At 67.2% G+C, this 19198-nt stretch carries 22 protein-coding genes; all 22 read right to left on the reverse strand.

The features are described from left to right. Positions 1 to 21: 21 nt before the first annotated feature. Positions 22 to 582 (reverse strand): ribosome recycling factor, encoded by a 561-nt coding sequence (locus tag EXQ71_02935; GenBank protein ID MSO86459.1) that lies wholly within the window; start codon positions 580 to 582, stop codon positions 22 to 24. Then, positions 579 to 1301 carry a UMP kinase gene (locus EXQ71_02940; GenBank protein ID MSO86460.1) on the reverse strand — a complete coding sequence of 241 codons (723 nt, stop codon included), beginning with the start codon at positions 1299 to 1301 and terminating at the stop codon, positions 579 to 581. The genes EXQ71_02935 and EXQ71_02940 overlap by 4 nt, the downstream gene beginning before the upstream one ends. Further along, entirely contained in the window at positions 1298 to 2089 is a 792-nt protein-coding gene (tsf, locus tag EXQ71_02945) for a translation elongation factor Ts (protein ID MSO86461.1), read from the reverse strand. The genes EXQ71_02940 and tsf overlap by 4 nt, the downstream gene beginning before the upstream one ends. A 35-nt stretch (positions 2090 to 2124) precedes the next feature. Further along, the gene (gene rpsB / locus EXQ71_02950; protein ID MSO86462.1) at positions 2125 to 3204 is read right to left on the reverse strand and encodes a 30S ribosomal protein S2; all 1080 of its coding nucleotides are present in this window, start codon (positions 3202 to 3204) and stop codon (positions 2125 to 2127) included. A gap of 200 nt (positions 3205 to 3404) precedes the next feature. Further along, positions 3405 to 5018 (reverse strand): hypothetical protein, encoded by a 1614-nt coding sequence (locus EXQ71_02955; protein ID MSO86463.1) that lies wholly within the window; start codon positions 5016 to 5018, stop codon positions 3405 to 3407. Positions 5019 to 5095: 77 nt separating this feature from the next. Further along, positions 5096 to 5872: an RNA polymerase sigma factor WhiG gene (whiG, locus tag EXQ71_02960; GenBank protein MSO86464.1), complete on the reverse strand. Its 777-nt coding sequence runs from the start codon at positions 5870 to 5872 to the stop codon at positions 5096 to 5098. Between the two features lie 28 nt (positions 5873 to 5900). Beyond that, entirely contained in the window at positions 5901 to 6758 is an 858-nt protein-coding gene (locus EXQ71_02965; GenBank protein MSO86465.1) for a tyrosine recombinase XerC, read from the reverse strand. 46 nt (positions 6759 to 6804) lie between these two features. Beyond that, positions 6805 to 7839: a DNA-protecting protein DprA gene (gene dprA / locus EXQ71_02970; GenBank protein ID MSO86466.1), complete on the reverse strand. Its 1035-nt coding sequence runs from the start codon at positions 7837 to 7839 to the stop codon at positions 6805 to 6807. Beyond that, positions 7836 to 9362 (reverse strand): ATP-binding protein, encoded by a 1527-nt coding sequence (locus EXQ71_02975; protein MSO86467.1) that lies wholly within the window; start codon positions 9360 to 9362, stop codon positions 7836 to 7838. Before EXQ71_02975 ends, dprA begins: the two co-directional genes overlap by 4 nt. 296 nt (positions 9363 to 9658) lie before the next feature. Then, positions 9659 to 10579 (reverse strand): hypothetical protein, encoded by a 921-nt coding sequence (locus EXQ71_02980; GenBank protein ID MSO86468.1) that lies wholly within the window; start codon positions 10577 to 10579, stop codon positions 9659 to 9661. Further along, positions 10576 to 11346, reverse strand: coding sequence for an enoyl-CoA hydratase (locus tag EXQ71_02985; GenBank protein MSO86469.1), 771 nt, complete (start codon positions 11344 to 11346; stop codon positions 10576 to 10578). The genes EXQ71_02980 and EXQ71_02985 overlap by 4 nt, the downstream gene beginning before the upstream one ends. 129 nt (positions 11347 to 11475) lie before the next feature. Continuing rightward, on the reverse strand, positions 11476 to 11928 hold the full coding sequence (locus tag EXQ71_02990) for a YraN family protein (protein MSO86470.1): 453 nt from the start codon (positions 11926 to 11928) through the stop codon (positions 11476 to 11478). Continuing rightward, entirely contained in the window at positions 11822 to 12115 is a 294-nt protein-coding gene (locus tag EXQ71_02995; protein MSO86471.1) for a DUF2469 family protein, read from the reverse strand. Before EXQ71_02995 ends, EXQ71_02990 begins: the two co-directional genes overlap by 107 nt. A gap of 52 nt (positions 12116 to 12167) precedes the next feature. Beyond that, positions 12168 to 12515 carry a 50S ribosomal protein L19 gene (locus EXQ71_03000; protein ID MSO86472.1) on the reverse strand — a complete coding sequence of 116 codons (348 nt, stop codon included), beginning with the start codon at positions 12513 to 12515 and terminating at the stop codon, positions 12168 to 12170. A 71-nt stretch (positions 12516 to 12586) separates the two neighbouring features. Further along, positions 12587 to 13306, reverse strand: coding sequence for a tRNA (guanosine(37)-N1)-methyltransferase TrmD (trmD, locus tag EXQ71_03005; protein MSO86473.1), 720 nt, complete (start codon positions 13304 to 13306; stop codon positions 12587 to 12589). Between the two features lie 8 nt (positions 13307 to 13314). Continuing rightward, a complete protein-coding gene (rimM, locus tag EXQ71_03010) occupies positions 13315 to 13932 on the reverse strand; it encodes a 16S rRNA processing protein RimM (GenBank protein MSO86474.1) in 618 nt (205 codons plus the stop codon). Continuing rightward, a complete protein-coding gene (locus EXQ71_03015; GenBank protein ID MSO86475.1) occupies positions 13898 to 14230 on the reverse strand; it encodes a KH domain-containing protein in 333 nt (110 codons plus the stop codon). The genes rimM and EXQ71_03015 overlap by 35 nt, the downstream gene beginning before the upstream one ends. Beyond that, a complete protein-coding gene (locus EXQ71_03020; protein ID MSO86476.1) occupies positions 14227 to 14508 on the reverse strand; it encodes a 30S ribosomal protein S16 in 282 nt (93 codons plus the stop codon). The genes EXQ71_03015 and EXQ71_03020 overlap by 4 nt, the downstream gene beginning before the upstream one ends. A 70-nt stretch (positions 14509 to 14578) precedes the next feature. Next, positions 14579 to 15982, reverse strand: a complete 1404-nt coding sequence (locus EXQ71_03025) for a signal recognition particle protein (GenBank protein MSO86477.1) — start codon at positions 15980 to 15982, stop codon at positions 14579 to 14581. Between the two features lie 26 nt (positions 15983 to 16008). Continuing rightward, a complete protein-coding gene (locus tag EXQ71_03030) occupies positions 16009 to 17532 on the reverse strand; it encodes a hypothetical protein (GenBank protein MSO86478.1) in 1524 nt (507 codons plus the stop codon). Positions 17533 to 17571: 39 nt separating this feature from the next. Then, on the reverse strand, positions 17572 to 18024 hold the full coding sequence (locus EXQ71_03035; protein MSO86479.1) for a YtxH domain-containing protein: 453 nt from the start codon (positions 18022 to 18024) through the stop codon (positions 17572 to 17574). 28 nt (positions 18025 to 18052) lie between these two features. Further along, positions 18053 to 19135, reverse strand: coding sequence for a signal recognition particle-docking protein FtsY (ftsY, locus tag EXQ71_03040; GenBank protein ID MSO86480.1), 1083 nt, complete (start codon positions 19133 to 19135; stop codon positions 18053 to 18055). Positions 19136 to 19198 lie beyond the last annotated feature (63 nt).

Consider the following 19198-nt stretch of genomic DNA (forward strand, 5'->3'; position numbering starts at 1 on the left):
GCGGATGCCGAACCCTCAGGGTCAAACCTCGAGCAACTCCTGTTCTTTATGCTCGAGCGCCGTATCGATCTCCGCCTCATGGGCATGGGTTATTTTATCCAACTCCTTCTCAGCTCGCGAGAGGTCGTCTTCGGGGATGTCGTCGGCCTTCTCCAGATCATGGCGAGCCGCTCGACGAAGATTGCGAATGGCCACCCGACCATCCTCCGCCATTGCTTTCACCACTCGCACCAACTCCTTGCGCCGATCAGCGGTGAGTTGCGGGAACGTGAGCCGGATGTTCTGTCCGTCGTTGCTCGGGTTGAGACCCAAGTCGGACTGCTGAATGGCTTTCTCGATAGCCGCAAGAGAGGTTTTGTCGTAGGGGCTGATCACCAGCGTGCGGGCCTCCGGTACCTGAAATCCGGCAATCTGTTGGAGCGGAACCTGACTGCCGTAGTACTCCACCATGATCTTTTCCACCAGGGCGGGGGCGGCACGGCCGGTGCGAATACCGGAGAACTCCTTACGGGCATGGTCGACCGCCCGATGCATCTTCTCGCCGGCGTCATCCAGCACGAGGGCAATCAACTCGCTGGTCATCGCACCACAGTACCGATTGGATTTCCCTCGAGGATGGACCGGACGTTGCCCTGACGCAGCAGGTCGAACATCACGATCGGTAGGGCGTTGTCCATGCAGAGGGTAATGGCGGTGGAATCCATCGCTTTCAGGCCGCGGTTCAGCACGTCTAGATAGGTGACCTCACGGATGAGGGTGGCCTCGGGGTTCTTGCGAGGATCATCGGTGTAGAGGCCCTCGACGCCGGAATGGGTGCCCCGCAGCATCACGTCGGCCTCGATCTCAACCGCCCGCAACGCTGCCGCGGTGTCGGTGGTGAAGAAGGGGTTGCCGGTACCCCCGGCGAAGATAACGACCCGGCCTTTTTCGAGGTGCCGAGTGGCCCGGCGGCGAATGTAGGGCTCGGCCACCTGCGACATGTGGATGGCGCTCTGCACACGGGTGGGTTGGCCGAGGCGCTCAAGCGTGTCCTGCAGGGCCAGGGCATTCATCACCGTGGCGAGCATCCCCATGTAGTCCGCCTGGGCCCGATCCATCCCCGCGCCGGCCCCGGTGAGCCCACGCCAGATGTTGCCGCCGCCCACCACGACCGCGATCTCCACCCCTAGCTGACGCGCCGCCACGATCTCATTGGCCACGAACTCGGCCACCTTGCCATCGATCGGATTCCCCTCCTGCCCGGCAAATGCCTCACCAGAGAGCTTGAGCATGACCCGGGAGTATTGGGGCGACGAACTCAAGAGCCGATGTACACCTGAGCGAAGCCGGCGATGGTGGCGGCGCCGAGCAGTTCGGTGATCGACATTTTGTCGTCCTTGGCGTAGGGCTGTTCCAGGAGGACCTGATCCTTGTACCAGGCGTTCAAGCGCCCGCTCACGATCTTTTCCATGGCCTGCTCGGGCTTGCCCTCAGCCCTGGTGATGCCTTCCAGGGTGAGGCGCTCGTCGTCCGCCTCGGCTTGAGGCACCTCGTCTCGGGTGAGGAATCGGGGCTTGCTAAAAGCCGCCGACACCGCAACCTCATGGGCCAGCGCGGCGTCGCCGTTGTTCAACACGACCACCACCGCGTTCACGCCTCGACCCTCTTGCCTGTGCAAGTAGGTATCAATCACCTGGTCCTCGGCCACCGGAAGCCATCGAACCCGACCCACATCGATGTTCTCCTTGAGGGTCACCTTGAGGTCGTCGACTCGCTCCTTTTGCGTATCCACGCCGGACTCGCCCTCCGCCAGCACGGCGGCCAGCAAGACGTCGAGCACCTCCAGGAACTGCTCGGATTTAGCCACGAAATCGGTTTCGCACTTGAGTTCCACGATGGCGGCGGCGCCGGACATCGACCCAACCGCCACGGCCCCCTGCGTGTTCTCGCGGTCCGAGCGGTCGACGGACTTGGCGAGGCCCTTTTCCCGCAGCGACTTGGCGGCGGCATCGAAGTCGCCGCCGGTCTCGGTGAGGGCGCGCTTGGAATCCATCATCCCGGCGCCGGTGGCCTGGCGAAGAGCCTGGACGTCCTTGGCGGTAAACGACATGTGGGGTTACTCCTGATTGGCGGGATGCGGCGGCGTTAGCCCTGGACCGGGGGGGCCTCGGTAACAGGGGCCTCGGTAACAGGGGCCTCGGTAACAGGGGCCTCGGTAACAGGGGCCTCGGTAACAGGGGCCTCGGTAACAGGGGCCTCGGTAACGAGGGCCTCGGTAACGAGGGCCTCGGTAACAGGGGCCTCGGTAACAGGGGCCTCGGTAACAGGGGCCTCGGTAACGAGGGCGGGCGGGGGCGGGATGGCGGGCCCCTGACCCGACGCGATGCGAGCCTCACGCGCCTGTTGGGCCAGCAGGGCCAGGCGACGCGCCTCGGCCTGCTCGGTAGCGACACGCGCCTCCTCATCTTCGGCGCCCACTGCGGTGACCACACTGGCGGCGAGAGCGGCACTAGCGGCAGCGGAGGCTTCGCTCCGGCGAGCGGCGATGTAGCGCCCCTCTTCCACGGCATCGGCGATGATCCGGCACATCAGGCTGCCCGATCGGATGGCATCGTCGTTGCCCGGAATCACGAATTGAACAATGTCGGGATCACAGTTGGTGTCCACCACCGCGATGATCGGAATACCGAGTTTGTTGGCCTCGGTGACGCCGATGTATTCCTTCTTCGTGTCCAGAATGAACACGGCGTCGGGGATGCGCTCCATCTGGGCGATACCCCCGAGGTTGCGTTCCAGTTTCTCGAGCTCACGGCTGAGCAGGAGCGCCTCCTTCTTGGGCATGGCGTCGAACTCACCGGAGGCCCGCATACGGCGGTACTCCTGCATCTTGGCCACGCGCTTGCCGATGGTGGAGAAGTTGGTGAGCATGCCGCCGAGCCAGCGCTGGTTGATATACGGCATACCGACCTTCTCGGCGTAACTCTGGATCGGGTCCTGCGCCTGCTTCTTGGTACCGATGAACAACACGGTTCCCCCATCGGCAACAAGATCGCGAACAAAGCTGTAGGCGGTCTCGATCCGACCCAAGGTCTGCTGCAGATCAATGATGTAGATACCGCCGCGCTCACCGAAGATAAAGCGCTTCATCTTCGGGTTCCACCGACGGGTCTGGTGTCCGAAGTGAACTCCGGCCTCGAGCAACTGCTTCATGGTGACGACGGCCACGCTGGGCTCCCTTCCCGTGGTTGGCTGTGTCGGCGGAAGGCCGACGCCGGACCTGGCGCCCTCCGTAGTGAAACAACGAGGGACGACCGCGGGATGGCCCGGGTGCTTGATGTGAGTGGTTCTCGACACGGGAGGTCCCCGGGCCGAAGAGGAACCCTAGTGGCGGAGGGCGCTCTGCGGCCAGTGGACGGGCGCGGCTCCTACCCCCTGGAGCTCAAGGCGGCAGCAGCAGCCCAGGCCAACGCACCCGCGACATCCTCGCCGTAGCGAAGGGCCTCCCCCATCATTTGGTCGCCAAGGGTATCGGCGAAGGATCGGCATCCTGGCGGGAGGCCGGCCAGGGCCAGGCCGAGCTCGCGATGGGCCTCGGCACTGCCCGGTAGGCGGGTGTGGGCTCCCGGGCCGACGATCGGAACCACGATCTGCGCAGCCCCCGGTGCCCGGGTGGAGGGCACCGGCACGATCAGGTCGCCGCGAGCCGCCAAGGATACCGCCCGGACAGTGGGGGGAATCGGGTGGCCCTGCAGTTCCCGCACCACCTCGGATACCTCACTGAGTTGGGCGGCGGATAGTGCGCTCCGATCCAAGGTGGCGTCGGTGGCCACGGCGTACCCGTCGAGGATCATCCCCCCCAGTCGGGTGGAGCCAACCGCCACCATGGCGGTGGCCAGATTGGCGCCCCCGTGAGGCGATCCCAGAGTGGTCACCAGACCGAGGTGCGCCAGCCATTCCACCCCGTGGCGGGTTTCGAGCTCGATGAGGGCCAGCCGCACCACCACGCCGCCCTGTGAATGGGCGTAGAGATCGATCAGCACCCCTGGTTGTTCTGTCGCCATCGCCTCAATGAGATCGGCCAGGCGGGCACCACTGGTCCGCAGGTTGATCTGGGTGTCGGCGGGGCCGTACGCACTAGCGGGGATCGCAGCTAGCCCGTCGCTGGGATCAGGAGTGCGGCCCCCGGCATAGCTGAAGCGCAGCACATCAGATGCGCCGTAGCCGAGGCCGGCGGTGTTGATGTGGGTCACGGCGGCGTGCTGGCTGTTCGAGCCGAGACCGGCTACCAGCAGGGCCAATCGTCGCTCCACCGGCGGGGGTGCCTCCACTGCGGGGGCCGAACAGGGCCGCTCGGCCTGCGCCCGGGCCTGCCCCCAGACCGCCAACAGCACCCGCGCGCCGATCACGATGCCCTCGGGCAACCCCAACCGACCGGCGTAGTGCCCCAACGTGGCGAGCGACTGACTCCCCGACCGCAACCAGTGCACCCCGCGCCCCGCCAGGCCCACGGCGCCCCCCACCAGTTGCTCGATGGAGCGCCGCTCCCCCGCCGGGCCCTCCCCGGGGGGCTCGTCGAAGGGCACCAATCGCACCTCCGGCAGGCTGGGTCCAAACAGTGACGCCGGGTCGAAGTAGGCATCGCCCCGCCGGGCCCCGAAATGAAGGTGATCCCGCGTAAGTCCTACCCGGCCGCCCTGCCGCACCCGCTGCCCCACCACCACATCGATCCGGGCCAGGAACGAATAGGTGGTGCGCACCCCGTCGGGGTGCCGGAGCGTCACATGCAATCCACCGGCCACCGACCCGGCAAAGGTCACCACCCCATCGGCCGCCGCCGTCACCACCGCCCCCGGGGCCGTCGCGTACTCGAGACCGCGATTGCCGGCGCCGTAGGGCGTGGTCGGCGGACGAAACGGGTCCGCTACTGCGGCATCGACAGGCGGGACATAGACGGAAAGGACAGGGGCGGCCTGTGCGGGTACGGCCAGCAGGCCCACCACCAGCACAGCGCCACCGAACACGGACGCGATGCGGGGCATCGGGCCTCCCGGAGTGGGCGCGCAGGAACACGGGAGGGGGAAGCAACGCGGCGCCCGAAGGCGCTAGGACGAGGGCGTCAGGCGGGTTCGCGCTCGGATGCCGCCATGCGGGATCGGAGCTGGATGACGGCTTTGGTATGGATCTGACATACCCGACTCTCGGTGACACCGAGGATCGAACCGATCTCTGCGAGGGTCAGACCCTCGTAGTAGTAGAGGGTGAGCACTGTTTTTTCCCGCTCCGGCAGCCGGGCGATGGCACTGGCGAGAATGTGGCGCATCTCCTCCACCTCGTAGGCCGCCACCGGGCCGAGCCCGTCGTCGGCCAGCGTGTCGCCCATGGTCATGGAATCGCCTCGGTCGCTGCCGGCGAGCATCTCGTCCAGCGCCACGAGACCGGTGAAGGAGATCTGTCCGAGCGTGGCTTGGAGTTGATCGTCGGTGAGATCGAGTTCCTCGGCGAGTTCAGAATCCGAGGGCGTGCGGTGGAGTTCGCCCTGGAGCTTGGAATAGGCGTTTTCCATCGCCCGGGCCTTGGCCCGCACCGACCGGGGCACCCAGTCGATCGAGCGAAGTTCGTCGAGAATGCTGCCCTTGATGCGGGAGATCGCGTAGGTCTCGAACTTGAAGCCCCGATCAAGGCTGAACTTCTCAATGGCATCGATGAGGCCAAAGATGCCGTAGGAGACGAGATCGGCCTGATCCACGTTCTGGGGCAGACCGCTCGCTACCCGCCCCGCCACGTACTTGACCAGCGGCGAGTAATGCACGATCAACTGATCGCGCAACTCCCGCGTGTCATCGGCTTTGTATTCGGCCCACAGCCGCTCAAGATCGGGATCAATATTGCTCATCGGATCATCATTTCTGCACCATTCAGCCCTACGCCCGGGGGTGGGTGGCCTCGTACACAACACGGAGACGCTCTCTACTGACATGAGTGTACCTCTGTGTGGTGGAGAGGTCGGCGTGACCCAGGAGTTCCTGCACCACCCGCAGGTCAGCCCCACCATCGAGCAGGTGGGTGGCGAAAGTGTGACGAAGGGCATGGGGATGGGTCGGCGAAACGGCCCGCCGGTCGAGCAGGCGGCGGACATCCCGAGGGGTAAGGCGATGACCACGGCGGTTGACGAACAACGCCGCCTGGTCCGGGCGGTGGACCAGCCAGGCCCGCAGTGCTGCCACCGACGGTTCGCTGAGGGGCAACACGCGCTGCTTGCCACCCTTGCCCCACACGGTGGCGCGAGCGCGTTCCAAGTCGAGGTCGGTGGGGTCGAGGGAACAAAGTTCGCCCACCCGTAACCCGCTCCCGTAGAGCAGCTCCAACACCGCGTCGTCTCGCACCCGGACCACCGGATCACCGCTAAGGGCGGCCGGGCGGGGGGCATCGAGGAGCACGCTGAGTTCGTCTTGGCGCAGCACCCGCGGGAGGCGCCCCTCGCCTCGCGGGGCCAAGAGATTGATGCTCGGGTCGGTGGGGATGCGCCCGGTGCGGGCCGCCCAGCGGAAGTAACGGCGCAGCGCGGCCACCTTGCGGGCGATGGAACGTTTGGCATAGCGACGGGCCGACAGATGCGCCACGTATCGACGCAGCAGGACGCGGTCCACGCCGCCGGGCTCGTGGAGATCGCCGCGCTCGGCCCAGGTGATGAAGCCAGCAAGATCGCTGCGGTAGGCATCCCGCGTGCGCGGTGCGACTGAGGTAAGCGAGGCGAGGAACTCCTGCTCATGCCATGCCATTTGGTTACCGTACTGTCGCCTCGATCCAGGAGCACGGAACCGGTGGTCATCTCGCCACCATTTCGTACCAACCACCGGTGCGCTCAACCCATCCGGTGGCCAGGAGAGCCTCCAACGCCAGCGCGAGATCGGGCAAGGGAACGCCGGTGCGCACCGAAAGATGCTCGAGGGTGGACGGCTCACCATCGAAGCCCGCCAGCACTGCCCGTGCGATGGGGGTGGGCACCGGGCGAGGATCCGCGGTACCCGCCCGCTCGGCCGCACTGAGGCCCAGCGCCACCAGTACGTCGGTAGCGTCGCGCACCGGCGGACAGCCCTCGGCGATCAACTGATTGGTACCCGCCGAGGAGGAGTTCCGCACGGAGCCGGGCACCGCCATCACGAGACGATCGCGCTCGATGGCCTCGTGCACCGTGTGCATCGACCCACCGGCGGCATGCGACTCGACCACCACCAGAACATCGGCCAAGCCGGCGATGATCCGGTTGCGGGCCGGAAAACGCCACGGTGCCGGGCGCACACCGAGGCCCGTCTCTCCTAGCAGCACGCCCTGCGCCCCCACCTGGGCCCACAGGTCGCGATGGCGGGCGGGGTAGACCACATCCAGCCCACTCCCCACCACCCCCACCGGGGCTCCTCGGGCGTCGAGTACCCCCCGATGAGCGGCGCCATCAATGCCCAGCGCCAGACCCGAAACGATGCCCACCCCGGCCTCGGTGAGATCCCGACCCAGTTCACGCGCCACCCCTGCCCCACTGCCGGTGCCCCGGCGGGTACCCACGATGGCCACGAGGGGGGCCCTGATGGCTCCAAGGTCGCCGACGGCGAACAACACCGCCGGCGGTTCGAGGTCGGCCCGCAGGCGCTCGGGGTAGGCCGGATCGTCGATCAACATCACTTGCACCCCGGCGGCGCGATGGGCGGCCATTACTTGCTCAGCATCAATGTGCGGGTCTCCGCCCACCTCTCGCCACCCCCGCTCCGGCCCGGGGCCGGCCAGCAGGTCGCTCAGGCGCCGCGGGCCCATGCCGGGCTGGCTCGCCAGCAGAATGGCGAAACCCAGGTGGCGATCGGTGGTCATGGGGACGACACCGAGGCCAGGACCGACGGGAGGGAGGTATCCGCCCGGAGACTCAAGGCGATCGCCGCCTGGGCGGCGGTGATGGGGGCCTCCTGCTGCTGGAGGTCGGCCACGGTGCGGGCCACCCGTCTGATCCGATGGAGGCCCCGGGCCGACAGGCGGCCGCTCTGCAGCGCCTGAACCAACACCTCGACCGCTTCCTCCCCGAGCGGGGCAATCTCATCCAGACGATCCACGGGAATAGCGGCGTTGGTCTCCACACCGCGCGAGCGCGCCATGTCACGCGCCGCCAACACCCGCGCCCGTACCGCGGCGCTGGGTTCGCCGAGGGCGTGGCCCATGAGATCCGACACCGACGGACGCGACACCTCCACTCGCAGATCGAAGCGGTCCAGTAGGGGCCCCGACAACCGCCGCTGATAGCGGGCGCGAGCCCCCTCGCTGCACCGACACCCGCCGGGACGACCGCCGTAGCCGCAGGGGCAGGGATTCATGGCCGCCACCAGTAAAAACCGCGCCGGGAAGGTCACCGTGGCCGCCGCCCGGGCCACCCGCACCACCCCCTCCTCCAGGGGCTGCCGCAGGGCATCAAGCACATGTACGGCAAACTCGGCCAGTTCATCCAGAAACAGCACGCCATGGCAGGCGGCGCTGATCTCGCCGGGGCGCATGGTGGTGCTGCCGCCGCCCACCAGTGCCACGGCGGAGGCACCGTGATGGGGGGCCCGGAAGGGCGGATGGCGAATGAGCCCCCCCGGCGGTAGCCCGAGCCCGGCCGCCGAGTGGATTCGGGTGGCCTCGAGCGCGGCCCGATCACTCAGGGGGGGAAGCAGGCCAGGCAGCCGCGACGCCAGCATGGTCTTACCGGCCCCGGGTGGACCGAGCAGTAACAGATGGTGGGCGCCGGCGGCGGCCACCTCGAGGGCGTAACGCCCCACCGGCTGACCGCGCACATCGGCCAAGTCGGCCCCCGCCGGCAGAGCGGGCGGCGGCTCGCTCGGCGGCGCCGCCGGCCACGGTTCCTCATTGCGCAGGCAGGCCAGAAGGCGAGCGAGGGTGTCGATCCCGTGGACCACCCGGCCCGCCACCAGCCCCGCTTCAGTAGCGCTCATCGCCGGAAGAACCACGGCACCCTCGCGCAGAGCCTCGATCAAGCAGAGGGTGCCCGGCACCGGCCGAAGCGAACCATCCAGGCCGAGCTCACCGAGGAAGGCCCGCCCCGCCACCGCCTCGGGTGGCACCTGATCCGAGGCCACCAGGATCGCCACCGCGATGGCCAGATCGAGACCCGCTCCCACTTTGCGGACCGTGGGTGGAGCGAGGTTCACCGTGATGCGATGAGGCGGCCAGGTGGCCCCGCTCGACAGCAAGGCGGCCCGCACCCGGCCACTGGCCTCCCGGCAGGCCGCGTCCGGTGACCCCACCACGCTGAAAGAGGGCAGACCGCGGCTGATGTGTACCTCCACGGTCACCGCGTGGCCATCAACGCCGAGGAGGGTTGCAGAAGGGACAAGACCGAGCACGAACTGCTCCTCGTAGTGGCACCCAGGACCGGGTGCTGGCTGGAGAGGAGGCCGAGAGCGGGCGCCGGCCCTCAAGGCGCACGTCGAACTCTAGGCCGCCGATGTGACGCTCCGGTAGAGGTCAACACCCCTGGTTGCGGGCGGCCCCACCGGGTGCCGACGCGGGCACCGCGCCCAGGGGCCCGCGATGGACGCGGCGGGCCCGCAGCCCCTGCGACGGTTCGATGCCCAGGAGAGGGCCCACCACCCCCATCCAGAATGTTCCGGGGGCCCCGCCGGACATCCCTCGCTGGCCGTCAGCGACTGCGATCGAGGAGCCAATCGAGCACATTGGTACCGAGAGCCCTGCGCTCGAGAAACGGAATGTGGCTGCCGCCCTCGATGGTGTCGAGTTGCACGGCGAGGCCCTTGTCGCAGCCTTCATAGACGCTCAGGGCGGTTTCCTCGCCGGCGATCCCCCCCTCGAGGTCGACCCGGCTACCGCGCGTCGGTTCCGGGTCGCAACCAGCTCGGCTGGCCCAGCGGGCCACCACCTCCTCCGCACCTGGGTACGGGCGGGTTGTTGATCCGCCCGCATAGGCGATCGTCGAATCGGCATCGCCGTGGAGATGCAGGACCGATACCCCCTGGGTCGGGACACAACCCCGCGGATCCGCCACATCGGACCCGGCCAACACGGCAATGGCCGTCACCTGGTCGGACCGTTCACAGGCGAGCCGATACGCCATGAAACCACCGTTGGAATGACCAAAGACGTAGACCCGGTCGGGATCGATGGGACGCTGCGCGATGGCCTCGTCGATCAACCCACCGATATAGGCCACGTCATCCACCGACGGTCCGGTGAAGTTGCAACACGCTTGGGTGGCGTCCCAGAAGCGTTTGCCGGAGGCATCGACGGTGCCATCGGGCACCAGCACGTACATCCCCCGTGAGGCTGCCTGTTCGGTGACCCCAAGATAGGCATCTTCCCCCGCCCCGGTGGCGCCGTACCCGGCCAGGAGTACGACGAGGGGCGCCGGGGCGGTCACCTCGTCAGGGGCCACGAGTTGCGCCGGGCGAGCCGGGGGGCCCAGTTCGGTCGAACCGGTCTCCTTCACTACCGTGGTGGTCGAAGCGGTGGTGGCCGGAGCGGCCGTGTTGCGATCGGCGCCGCAACCGGCGAGGAGGACGACCGGGGCCACCAGCATGACGAGGCGTCTCATTGAGGAGGTCATCGTCCCTCGAACCTTGGTTCGCGCTTGGTGAGGAACGCCCCGATCGCTTCCGCGGTGTCTCGGGTACTGAAGTTGATGGTCTGGCTCCGGGCTTCGTCGTCGAGCGCCTGCTCGAAACTCTGCTCGAAGGAACGGTTGAGCATCCGCTTGGTCATGGCCAAAGCTATGGGCGGGCCCGCCGCGAGACGCCCGGCCCAGTCGGCCACCAATGGGTCCAATGCCTCCACGGGCACCACCCGGTTCACGATCCCTAGCCGCAAGGCCTCAGCGGCCGGGATCACCTCGCCGAACAAGGCGAGTTCCTTGGCCTTATGGAGGCCCACGAGACGAGGAAGGATCCACGAACCACCACCATCCAAGGACAGGCCTCGGCGGGCAAAGATTTCCGAGAATCGCGACCGGTCGCTGGCCAGCACCAAATCACACCCGAGGGCGAAGTTCATCCCCACCCCCGCCGCCACGCCGTCAACCCGAGCAATGGTGGGCTGCGGCAACTCATGGAAGGCCTGCACCACGGCGTTGATGCGGCGCATGGCGGCGAGCTGGTGCGGGGCGACCACCGACGTGTCGGACAGATCCGCCCCGGAGCAGAAGTCGCCGTCGGCGCCCGTGAGCACCACACATCGGTCCTCGGGATTGCCCACGATCGACGCCGCCGCCGCCGCCAACTCCTCCCACATCACACCGTTGATGGCGTTCTTCTTATGAGGACGACAAAACGTGACCGTCACGATGCCATCGGCTCGCTCAATACCCACAGTGTCCATCCTGGGCACCATACTGACGGCAATGGGCCTCAACCCGTATCGGAAACTCCGTCGAACCCCCGCCGACTACGTGATGATGGCAGGGGCCGTGGCGGCCTGTGTGGCCCTCGTGCTCTGGGCGTTGTTCGGTTAGAGCGCCGCTTCGATGACCTCCAGGTCGTCGCCCAGAATGGCCACCACATCGAACCGTAACGACGACGGGTGCACTCCAGTGATCTCGAGATAGCGACTAGCGAGCCGCCGCAACCGCCGCTGCTTGGCAGGGGTCACGGCCTCGGCGGGGGTACCGAAGCGATCCGTGCGGCGAGCCTTCACCTCCACGAACACGAGATCGGCGCCCCGCCGCACCACGAGGTCGAGCTCGCCCTCGGAGCAACGCCAGTTCCTCTCCACCACTTCGTAGCCCCGCTCGACGTACCAAGCCGCCGCCCGGGCCTCGCCCGCCGCCCCGTAGGCCCGGCGCTGTGCCGTCACTTCAGATGTCCGTACTGGGGAGTTCCTCGATGTTGACGTCTTTGAAGGTGACGATCGACACCGAGGCCACGAAACGCGTGGTGCGGTACATGTCCCACACCCAGGCATCTCGCATCTTCAGTTCAACGTAGGTGCGCCCGTCCTCGTTGCGCACGATGCGTTCCACCTCATTGGCGAGGTAGAAGCGCCGCTCGGTCTCCACCACATACCGGAACATCGACGCGATGTCTTTGTACTCCCGGTAGAGCAACAACTCGATCTCGGCTTCGTAGCGCTCGAGGTCTTCAGTGGACATGATCGCAGGCTACCGGGGCCGGTGAGACAGGCTCGGGGGACCAGCGCGGCGCTCAGCGCTCGCGCTTTTCCTTGATCTTGGCGGACTTCCCGACCCGATCGCGCAAGTAGTAGAGCTTGGCTCGGCGCACGTCACCGCGGCTCACCACCTCGATCTTGGACACCGTGGGGGCATGGAGAGGGAAGGTGCGCTCCACCCCAACCCCGTAGGACACCTTGCGCACCGTGAAGGTCTCGCGCACGCCATCTCCTTGGCGGCCGGTGACGGCCCCCTGGAATACCTGGATGCGCTCCTTGGCGCCCTCCACCACCCGAACGTGCACCTTCAAGGTGTCGCCGGGGGCGAAGTCGGGGAGGTCCGTCCGGAGGCTGGAGTGGTCAACGAAATCGGTGGGTTGCATGGCAGATCGCTCCGTAGGCGCTGGTCGCAGCGGCGGTTCGGTGGGAATGCTGAGAATAGGCGGCGGGTTGCTCAGCGGTCGAACTCGGCGAGCATCTCCTGCTCCCGAGCCGTGATCCCGCCACGCGCTTCGATGAGATCGGGGCGCTCCGCCAGGGTGCGGCGCAGGGCCTGCACCCGCCGCCACCGCTCCACCTTGGCGTGGTCGCCCGAGCGCAGTACCTCCGGCACCGACCAGCCGCGGAAATCAGCCGGTCGGGTGTACTGCGGGTACTCGAGCAGACCATCGCTGAAGCTCTCGTCGTCGGCTGAGGTGTCGTTGCCCATCACGCCCGGCACCAGGCGGCCCACCGCTTCGAGCACCACCATGGCCGCTACCTCACCCCCACTCACGACGTAGTCGCCGATGGACACTTCGGCATCCACCAGGTGCTCTCGCACGCGCTCATCAACGCCTTCGTAGCGGCCACACAAAAGGCTGAAGCCATCAAGGGCGGCCAACTGGTGGGCGTAGGCCTGATCGAGCCGACGGCCCGCCGGACTCAGGTACAACAAAGGACGGGGCGGGTCCACTCGCTCCACCGCGGCAAAAATGGGCTCGGGGATCATCACCATGCCCGCTCCCCCGCCGAAGGGACTGTCGTCGACGCGGTGGTGCACGTCGGTGGTCTCCTGTCGCACATCGTGCACCCGAATATCGAGCATTCCCTGCTGGCGAGCCCGCCCGAGCAGGCTCTCGGAGGCATAGCCATCCACCAGTCCGGGGAAGATCGTGAATACGTCGATCCGCACGGCGGGACCTACAGGTCGAAGAGGCCCTCGGGTGGATCGATCACGATGCGCCCGGCCTCCTGCTCGGTGATGAACACAACCGGCACCAGCGCCCCGCTATCGAGTACGAGGAGATCCGATGCCGGGTTGCCGTGCACCTCGGTGACGGTGCCCACCGGCGAACCGTCGGCCAGCACGACGAGGCGGCCGATGAGTTCGTGCACCCACAGCACGCCATCGTCGTCGCCCTCCACCGGTTCGGCCCGCAGCAGCAGGCCCCGCCAGGCCTCAGCCCCGTCGCGGTCGTGAAACCCGTCGAACTGCACGATCCAGCGGTCTTGGTGCCGGGCCGAGGAGACCACGGTGAGCGGCCCGCGATCGGTCTGCAGCACCGCCCCGGGGTCGAGGCGTTCGAGGCGATCCGAGGACAGCGCCACCAGGACTTCGCCGCGCACGCCAAACGCCTTGGTGATACGCCCGACCTCAAGTAACACCAGTACCTCCGAGGAGCCACAACGGCGACGGCGGGTTGTTTCGCCAGCCGTCATGGCGCCGCTCACCGCCAATCCAGCACACCACCCCCACCCGACACCGTTGCGTCGGGATGAAGACTCAGTCCTCGAACTCGATGTCGACTTCGACCTCATCGCGCACCGCGGCGGCCCGCACCACCGTTCGGATGGCGTTGGCCACTCGACCGCGCTTACCAATCACACGACCCATGTCCTCAGGACCCACCCGCACCTCAAGGCGCACCCTGCCGCGCTGCTCAATGGGGTCAATGCGCACCGCATCGGGATCATCTACCAGCGAGGTGACGAGGATATCGAGCACCGAGGTGGCGGTGGGTGCCGGATCGTAGGCTTCGTCGTGGCTCGGGGCGGCGGCCGCGGTGGGTACGCGGTTTACATCGTCTTCGGTCAGGTCCTGGTCGAGTTCGCTCATGCGTCGGCGGCTTCCGGTGTCTCCGCGACCTCGGCGGCCTGTGCCTCGGCCACCTTCAACAGGCGGGCCACGGTCTCCGTGGGCTGGGCACCCTTACTGATCCAATCGTGAGCTTTCGCCGTGTCGATCTTTACGACCGACGGCTCGTGGCGCGGATCATAGGTACCCAGGATCTCTATGAACCGGCCGTTGCGGGGCGAACGCGAATCGGCCGCCACTACGCGGTAAGTGGGCTGCTTTTTCTTGCCCATACGCATCAGGCGGAGCTTCACGGCCACTGGGGTTCGTCCTTGTCTCGATCGGTCACTCGCCCGGGGGCGGGGTTCCATCGTGGTCGCTAGAGGGGGCTCAGTTCAAACCCGGCAGGCTGAAGGGCGGCTTTAGCAGGGCCGGGGGGTCGCTGAGCGCCGTGGTTGTTCGCCCCCGGCTCTTCCCTTTTTTCTTCGCGCTACGCCCCTTCTTGGTGCCAGAAAGGCCCGGGATGCGCTTCATCATCTTCTGCATCTCCTTGAACTGTTTCACCAACACCGCCACCTCGCCGGGATCCGATCCCGACCCCCGCGCGATGCGAGCCCGGCGCGAGCCGTCGATCAAGTCGACGTTGGCTCGTTCCGCCACCGTCATCGATCGGATCATCGCCTCCAGGTGGTCCAGTTGCCCATCTTCGATCTTGGCGTTTTTCAGTTCCTTAGGCATCCCGGGGATCATCCCCACGACACCCGAGAGGGGGCCCATCTTCTTGATCTGTTGCATCTGGTCGAGAAAATCGTCCAGCGTGAAGCTGCCGTCCATGAGCCGCTGGGCGGCCTCCTCGGCCCCCTGCTTCTCGTAGACCTCCTCGGCCTTCTCGATCAGGGTGAGCATGTCGCCCATGCCCAGGATTCGGCCCGCCAGCCGATCCGGGTGGAAGAGTTCGAAGTCGGCCAACTTCTCGCCGGTGGAGGCGAAGGCGATGGGCTTGCCCACCACCTCCTTCACGCTCAGGGCCGCCCCACCGCGTGCGTCGCCGTCGAGTTTGGTGAGGATCACGCCGTCGAGGGCCAGCGTGTCGTTGAAGCTCTCGGCCACCGTCACGGCGTCTTGACCCGTCATGGCGTCAATCACCAGGAACGTGTAGTCCGGGCTCGTCACGTCGGAGATCCGTCGTACCTCGTCCATGAGCGCAGCATCGATCGCCAGGCGGCCGGCGGTATCCACGATGAGCACGTCACGGCCCAGTCGCTTCGCCTCCGCCAATCCGGCGGCCGCCGTTTCCACCGGGTCGCCGGGGCGGGAGAATACCGGTACGTCAATCTGGCGGCCCAGCGTGCGCAACTGCTCCACAGCAGCGGGCCGCTGGAGGTCGGCGCCCACCAGGATCGGGTTGCGGCCCTGCTGCTTGAACCAGCGGGCGAGTTTCGCGGCGTTGGTGGTCTTCCCGGCCCCCTGGAGACCGGCTAGCAGCACCACGGTGGGGGGTTTGCTGGCGTAGGAGATCCGAATGACCTCGCCGCCTAGAGCGCTGATGAGTTCCTCGTGGACGATCTTGATGATCTGCTGCGCCGGGTTGAGCGCCTCAGTCACCTCAATCCCGACGGTCTTGGCCCGGATGCGCTCGAGCATCCCGCGCACGACCTTGAAATTGACGTCGGCTTCGAGGAGCGCCACGCGTATCTCCCGCAGCACCTCCTCCACATCTTGCTCGCGCAAGCGTCCCTGGCCCCGCAGGCGCTTGAAGATCCCTTCGAACCGGTCTGAGAGTGCGTCGAACATGCTGGGCGGACCTTATCCGGCGGTGGCTACTGGTCCCGAACCGCCCCCGTGGTGCCAGCAGGATCGGAGTTATCTCCCCCTCCGACGGCGCCGGGGACGATCGCAACGCACGACCCGACGGGTAGATCGGAGTCGGGGGAATTGTCCGGGGGGGCCACCGGCGAAACGCACCCAATGGTCACCGGGGGATCAACCGGCACGGGGGATGACATGGGAATCTGCGACGGACGGGTAGCGATCGCCAAAGCCCCCTCGGCGATGGCGGGTACGTCGATCTGCACCCCGGCCTCGCCGGTGAGGCGATAGCCCGGTACCAGGTAGCTATCGCGGCTCCCATCGTTGGCCGGCAGGACGATCATTTGTTCGGTGGCACCGGTGAGCACGATCTCCAGCGGCGGCAGAACCTCAGGCGGTGTCTCGGTGGAGGGGCAGAGATTGGCGCCCTCCGGCGCACACGGAACCCCCTGCGCAGGACTCGCGCAGACTCCGGAACCATCCGGTTCGATGACACACTTGTCCTGCGGGAAGGTTGGGTCGCCACCGGCCTCGCCGGGGTCGATGGCCGTCTCGGGGGTCACGACACCGGTCTCGGCGAGGCCATCGAGCCGACCGATCGCACCGTCACCTGACTCGTTGAGACGGTCGATGGCCGCCCCGGTACTGATGGTCGGATACTTGCCGAGAACCTCCACCGCCCCAAACCATCCGAAGGCGGCGACGATCGTCCCTCCCGATCCCACCGACACGCTCGCCATCAGGCCCGAGGGCACACCGTTCAGAAGCGACTCGACGGTCACATTCCGGTCTGGGCCCCCATCGCTACCGACCGACACGATCGCGTCGGTCGTCTCCATGCCCGCGCTGGCGAGAACCTCGAGGGCGATCGATCGAGCCTGCGCGGTTGAGGGAAGATCAACCGGCGTAGCCGACGGCGTGATGCTCACCGTTGCACCCCCATCGCAGGTGGCATCGGGCCGGCAGACCTCGGCGGGCATCGGCACCGGCTCGTACACCGCCATGCCCTCCAGCACCTCCCCGCCCAAGGATTGGGGCGAAGGGCTGTCAACGGTCATCGTTCCGGGAACCGACCCGGCGGCGCTGAAACTCCAGTGGCCCAAGGTGAATACCGACAGAACCCCTTGCTCGCCGGTCACGGTCGAGCGATCGCCCTGCTCGACCGGCTCGCCCGATAGGCCGAGAGCGGCGGCCACCGCACGCACCTGGGCCTGGTCGACCGCCGCGGTCCTCACCCGGTAGGCGGGGGCTTCACCCCCCATGCGGGGCAGGTCCGGACCGGCCACGTACGTGCCCAAGTGGGCCATCTCACCCTGCGGAGCGAGCGATACCGACAGCGGGGTGCCGCCAACGCCGAAGGCGATCGGCAGCCGCGGTGGCTCTGAGTCGTGGTCAACGAGCACGAACGCCAGCACACCGGCGACCAACACCCCGACCGCCGCCGCAGACCACCACCGCTTGCCGATCCGTCGAGATGCACCAGGATTGGGCCCGGACGCAGAAACCGACTCGGGCACTTCGTGCTGGTCCCTCATGGACTGCCTCCCGGTCTCGGTGGTCAGAGGTGAGACGAGTCAACCGAGGCCATTGGTTCCCGAGACCCTCCCCACCGTGAGGTGGTTCTCCACACTGGCCACACCCGCTACCGCGGCGGCGGCCCGTTCCATGTCCGCACGGGCGCTCTGGTGGGGAACCTCGCCGCGCAGGATGGCACAGGCGCCGACGGCCTCGACCTCCGGCTGGGGCAGGTGCCAGGTCCTTGGTGCTCGTGCTAGTTCCTCTCGCACCCGCTCGGCGAGATCGGCGCCACCGTTGTTTCGGTTGATCCAGCGGTCCTGGATCCGACCGCGCGTCTCCCGGCCCGCCATCGGGGCGATCATCAGACCCAGGCCCACCCCGGCGGCGAACACGGCCACCCGCCGGTATCCCAACAGCCGCCCGGTGCGGTAGCCCGCCTTCGCACCAACGCGCGAGACGCCGACGCCCACCTTGACGGGCAGAAACAGGAGACGCACAAGGGTGAACATCTTCGCAGCGTAGACCCACAACCCCGGCTCAGTCGGCGGCGAAGAGGGCGTCGATAAACTCGTCGGGATCGAAGGCCACCAGGTCGTCCACGGTCTCGCCGAGACCCACCAGTTTGATGGGAATACCGAGGGTGGACTGGATCGCCAGCGCGATGCCGCCCTTGGCCGAGCCGTCCAGTTTGGTCAACACCACGCCCGTGAGTTCCACCGCCTCGGTGAACTGCTGGGCCTGCACCAATCCGTTTTGTCCCGTGGTGGCATCCAGGACGAGCAACACCTCGCTGACCTGGCCCGGATCGCGGTCGGCCACGCGGCGTACCTTGCGAAGTTCCTCCATCAGGTTCACCTTGGTGTGGAGACGGCCCGCAGTATCCGCCAACACGAGGTCGCTCCCCCGAGCGGCAGCCCGTTGCACGGCATCGAAGATGATCGAGCTGGGATCGCCCCCTTCGGCGCCCCGAACGAGGTCGGCGCCCGAACGCTCAGCCCAGGCCTCCAGCTGTTCGGCCGCCGCGGCACGGAAGGTATCCCCCGCCGCCATGACGATCCGGTGACCGAGATCGGCCTGCTGCTTGCCCACCTTGCCAATCGTGGTGGTCTTGCCCACACCGTTCACTCCCACGAAGAGCCACACGTTCGGGCCACCGGGCTGGTGGTGTAGGTCTCGGTCCCCCACGGCGAGATCGGCCTTGAGCTGGGCCTTGAGCACCTCGAGCAACTCCGACGATGCCGTGATGCCCTCCGAGACCACGCTCTGGCGCAAACGATCGAGGATGGCGGTGGTGGCGCCAATGCCCACATCCGCCCGGATGAGGGCCTCTTCGAGTTCGTCCCAGGTTTCCTGGTCCAGCGCTTCACGGGCCATGACCGAGCCCAAGAACCCCGACAGAGTGCCGCGGGCCTTTCCTAAGCGATCGCGCAACGAGGCCGCCGGTGGGGCGGAAACCGAAGGGGCGGCGGGCGAGGGAGCGGGAACCGAAGGCGCGGGAGCCGAGGGGGCGGGGGGCGGCTCAAGGGTGGCGCGGTCGGCCCGGCGATGCACCACCAAGGCCACGCCCCCCACCGACAAGACGATGGCAATGATGATCAGGACGAGCAGTAGAGATTCCATGAGGCTTTGCAGCGTAGAGCCCGCGCGGCGTTGAACCCGCCGCCGGGACCGTGGGTGCGTCGC

Source organism: Acidimicrobiia bacterium (assembly GCA_009694375.1).
Lineage (GTDB): Bacteria > Actinomycetota > Acidimicrobiia > Acidimicrobiales > VFJN01 > VFJN01.

What these genes read in the sequence shown, in the direction of transcription:
- EXQ71_02935 (MSO86459.1), bottom strand. Translation starts at nt 582, where the DNA reads ATGACCAGCGAGTTGATTGCCCTCGTGCTGGATGACGCCGGCGAGAAG.
- tsf (MSO86461.1), bottom strand. Translation starts at nt 2,089, where the DNA reads ATGTCGTTTACCGCCAAGGACGTCCAGGCTCTTCGCCAGGCCACCGGC.
- EXQ71_02955 (MSO86463.1), bottom strand. Translation starts at nt 5,018, where the DNA reads ATGCCCCGCATCGCGTCCGTGTTCGGTGGCGCTGTGCTGGTGGTGGGC.
- whiG (MSO86464.1), bottom strand. Translation starts at nt 5,872, where the DNA reads ATGAGCAATATTGATCCCGATCTTGAGCGGCTGTGGGCCGAATACAAA.
- EXQ71_02965 (MSO86465.1), bottom strand. Translation starts at nt 6,758, where the DNA reads ATGGCATGGCATGAGCAGGAGTTCCTCGCCTCGCTTACCTCAGTCGCA.
- dprA (MSO86466.1), bottom strand. Translation starts at nt 7,839, where the DNA reads ATGACCACCGATCGCCACCTGGGTTTCGCCATTCTGCTGGCGAGCCAG.
- EXQ71_02980 (MSO86468.1), bottom strand. Translation starts at nt 10,579, where the DNA reads ATGACCTCCTCAATGAGACGCCTCGTCATGCTGGTGGCCCCGGTCGTC.
- EXQ71_02985 (MSO86469.1), bottom strand. Translation starts at nt 11,346, where the DNA reads ATGGACACTGTGGGTATTGAGCGAGCCGATGGCATCGTGACGGTCACG.
- EXQ71_02990 (MSO86470.1), bottom strand. Translation starts at nt 11,928, where the DNA reads ATGCCTGGGTGTGGGACATGTACCGCACCACGCGTTTCGTGGCCTCGG.
- EXQ71_02995 (MSO86471.1), bottom strand. Translation starts at nt 12,115, where the DNA reads ATGTCCACTGAAGACCTCGAGCGCTACGAAGCCGAGATCGAGTTGTTG.
- EXQ71_03000 (MSO86472.1), bottom strand. Translation starts at nt 12,515, where the DNA reads ATGCAACCCACCGATTTCGTTGACCACTCCAGCCTCCGGACGGACCTC.
- rimM (MSO86474.1), bottom strand. Translation starts at nt 13,932, where the DNA reads ATGAGGTCGAAGTCGACATCGAGTTCGAGGACTGAGTCTTCATCCCGA.
- EXQ71_03015 (MSO86475.1), bottom strand. Translation starts at nt 14,230, where the DNA reads ATGAGCGAACTCGACCAGGACCTGACCGAAGACGATGTAAACCGCGTA.
- EXQ71_03025 (MSO86477.1), bottom strand. Translation starts at nt 15,982, where the DNA reads ATGTTCGACGCACTCTCAGACCGGTTCGAAGGGATCTTCAAGCGCCTG.
- EXQ71_03030 (MSO86478.1), bottom strand. Translation starts at nt 17,532, where the DNA reads ATGAGGGACCAGCACGAAGTGCCCGAGTCGGTTTCTGCGTCCGGGCCC.
- EXQ71_03035 (MSO86479.1), bottom strand. Translation starts at nt 18,024, where the DNA reads ATGTTCACCCTTGTGCGTCTCCTGTTTCTGCCCGTCAAGGTGGGCGTC.
- ftsY (MSO86480.1), bottom strand. Translation starts at nt 19,135, where the DNA reads ATGGAATCTCTACTGCTCGTCCTGATCATCATTGCCATCGTCTTGTCG.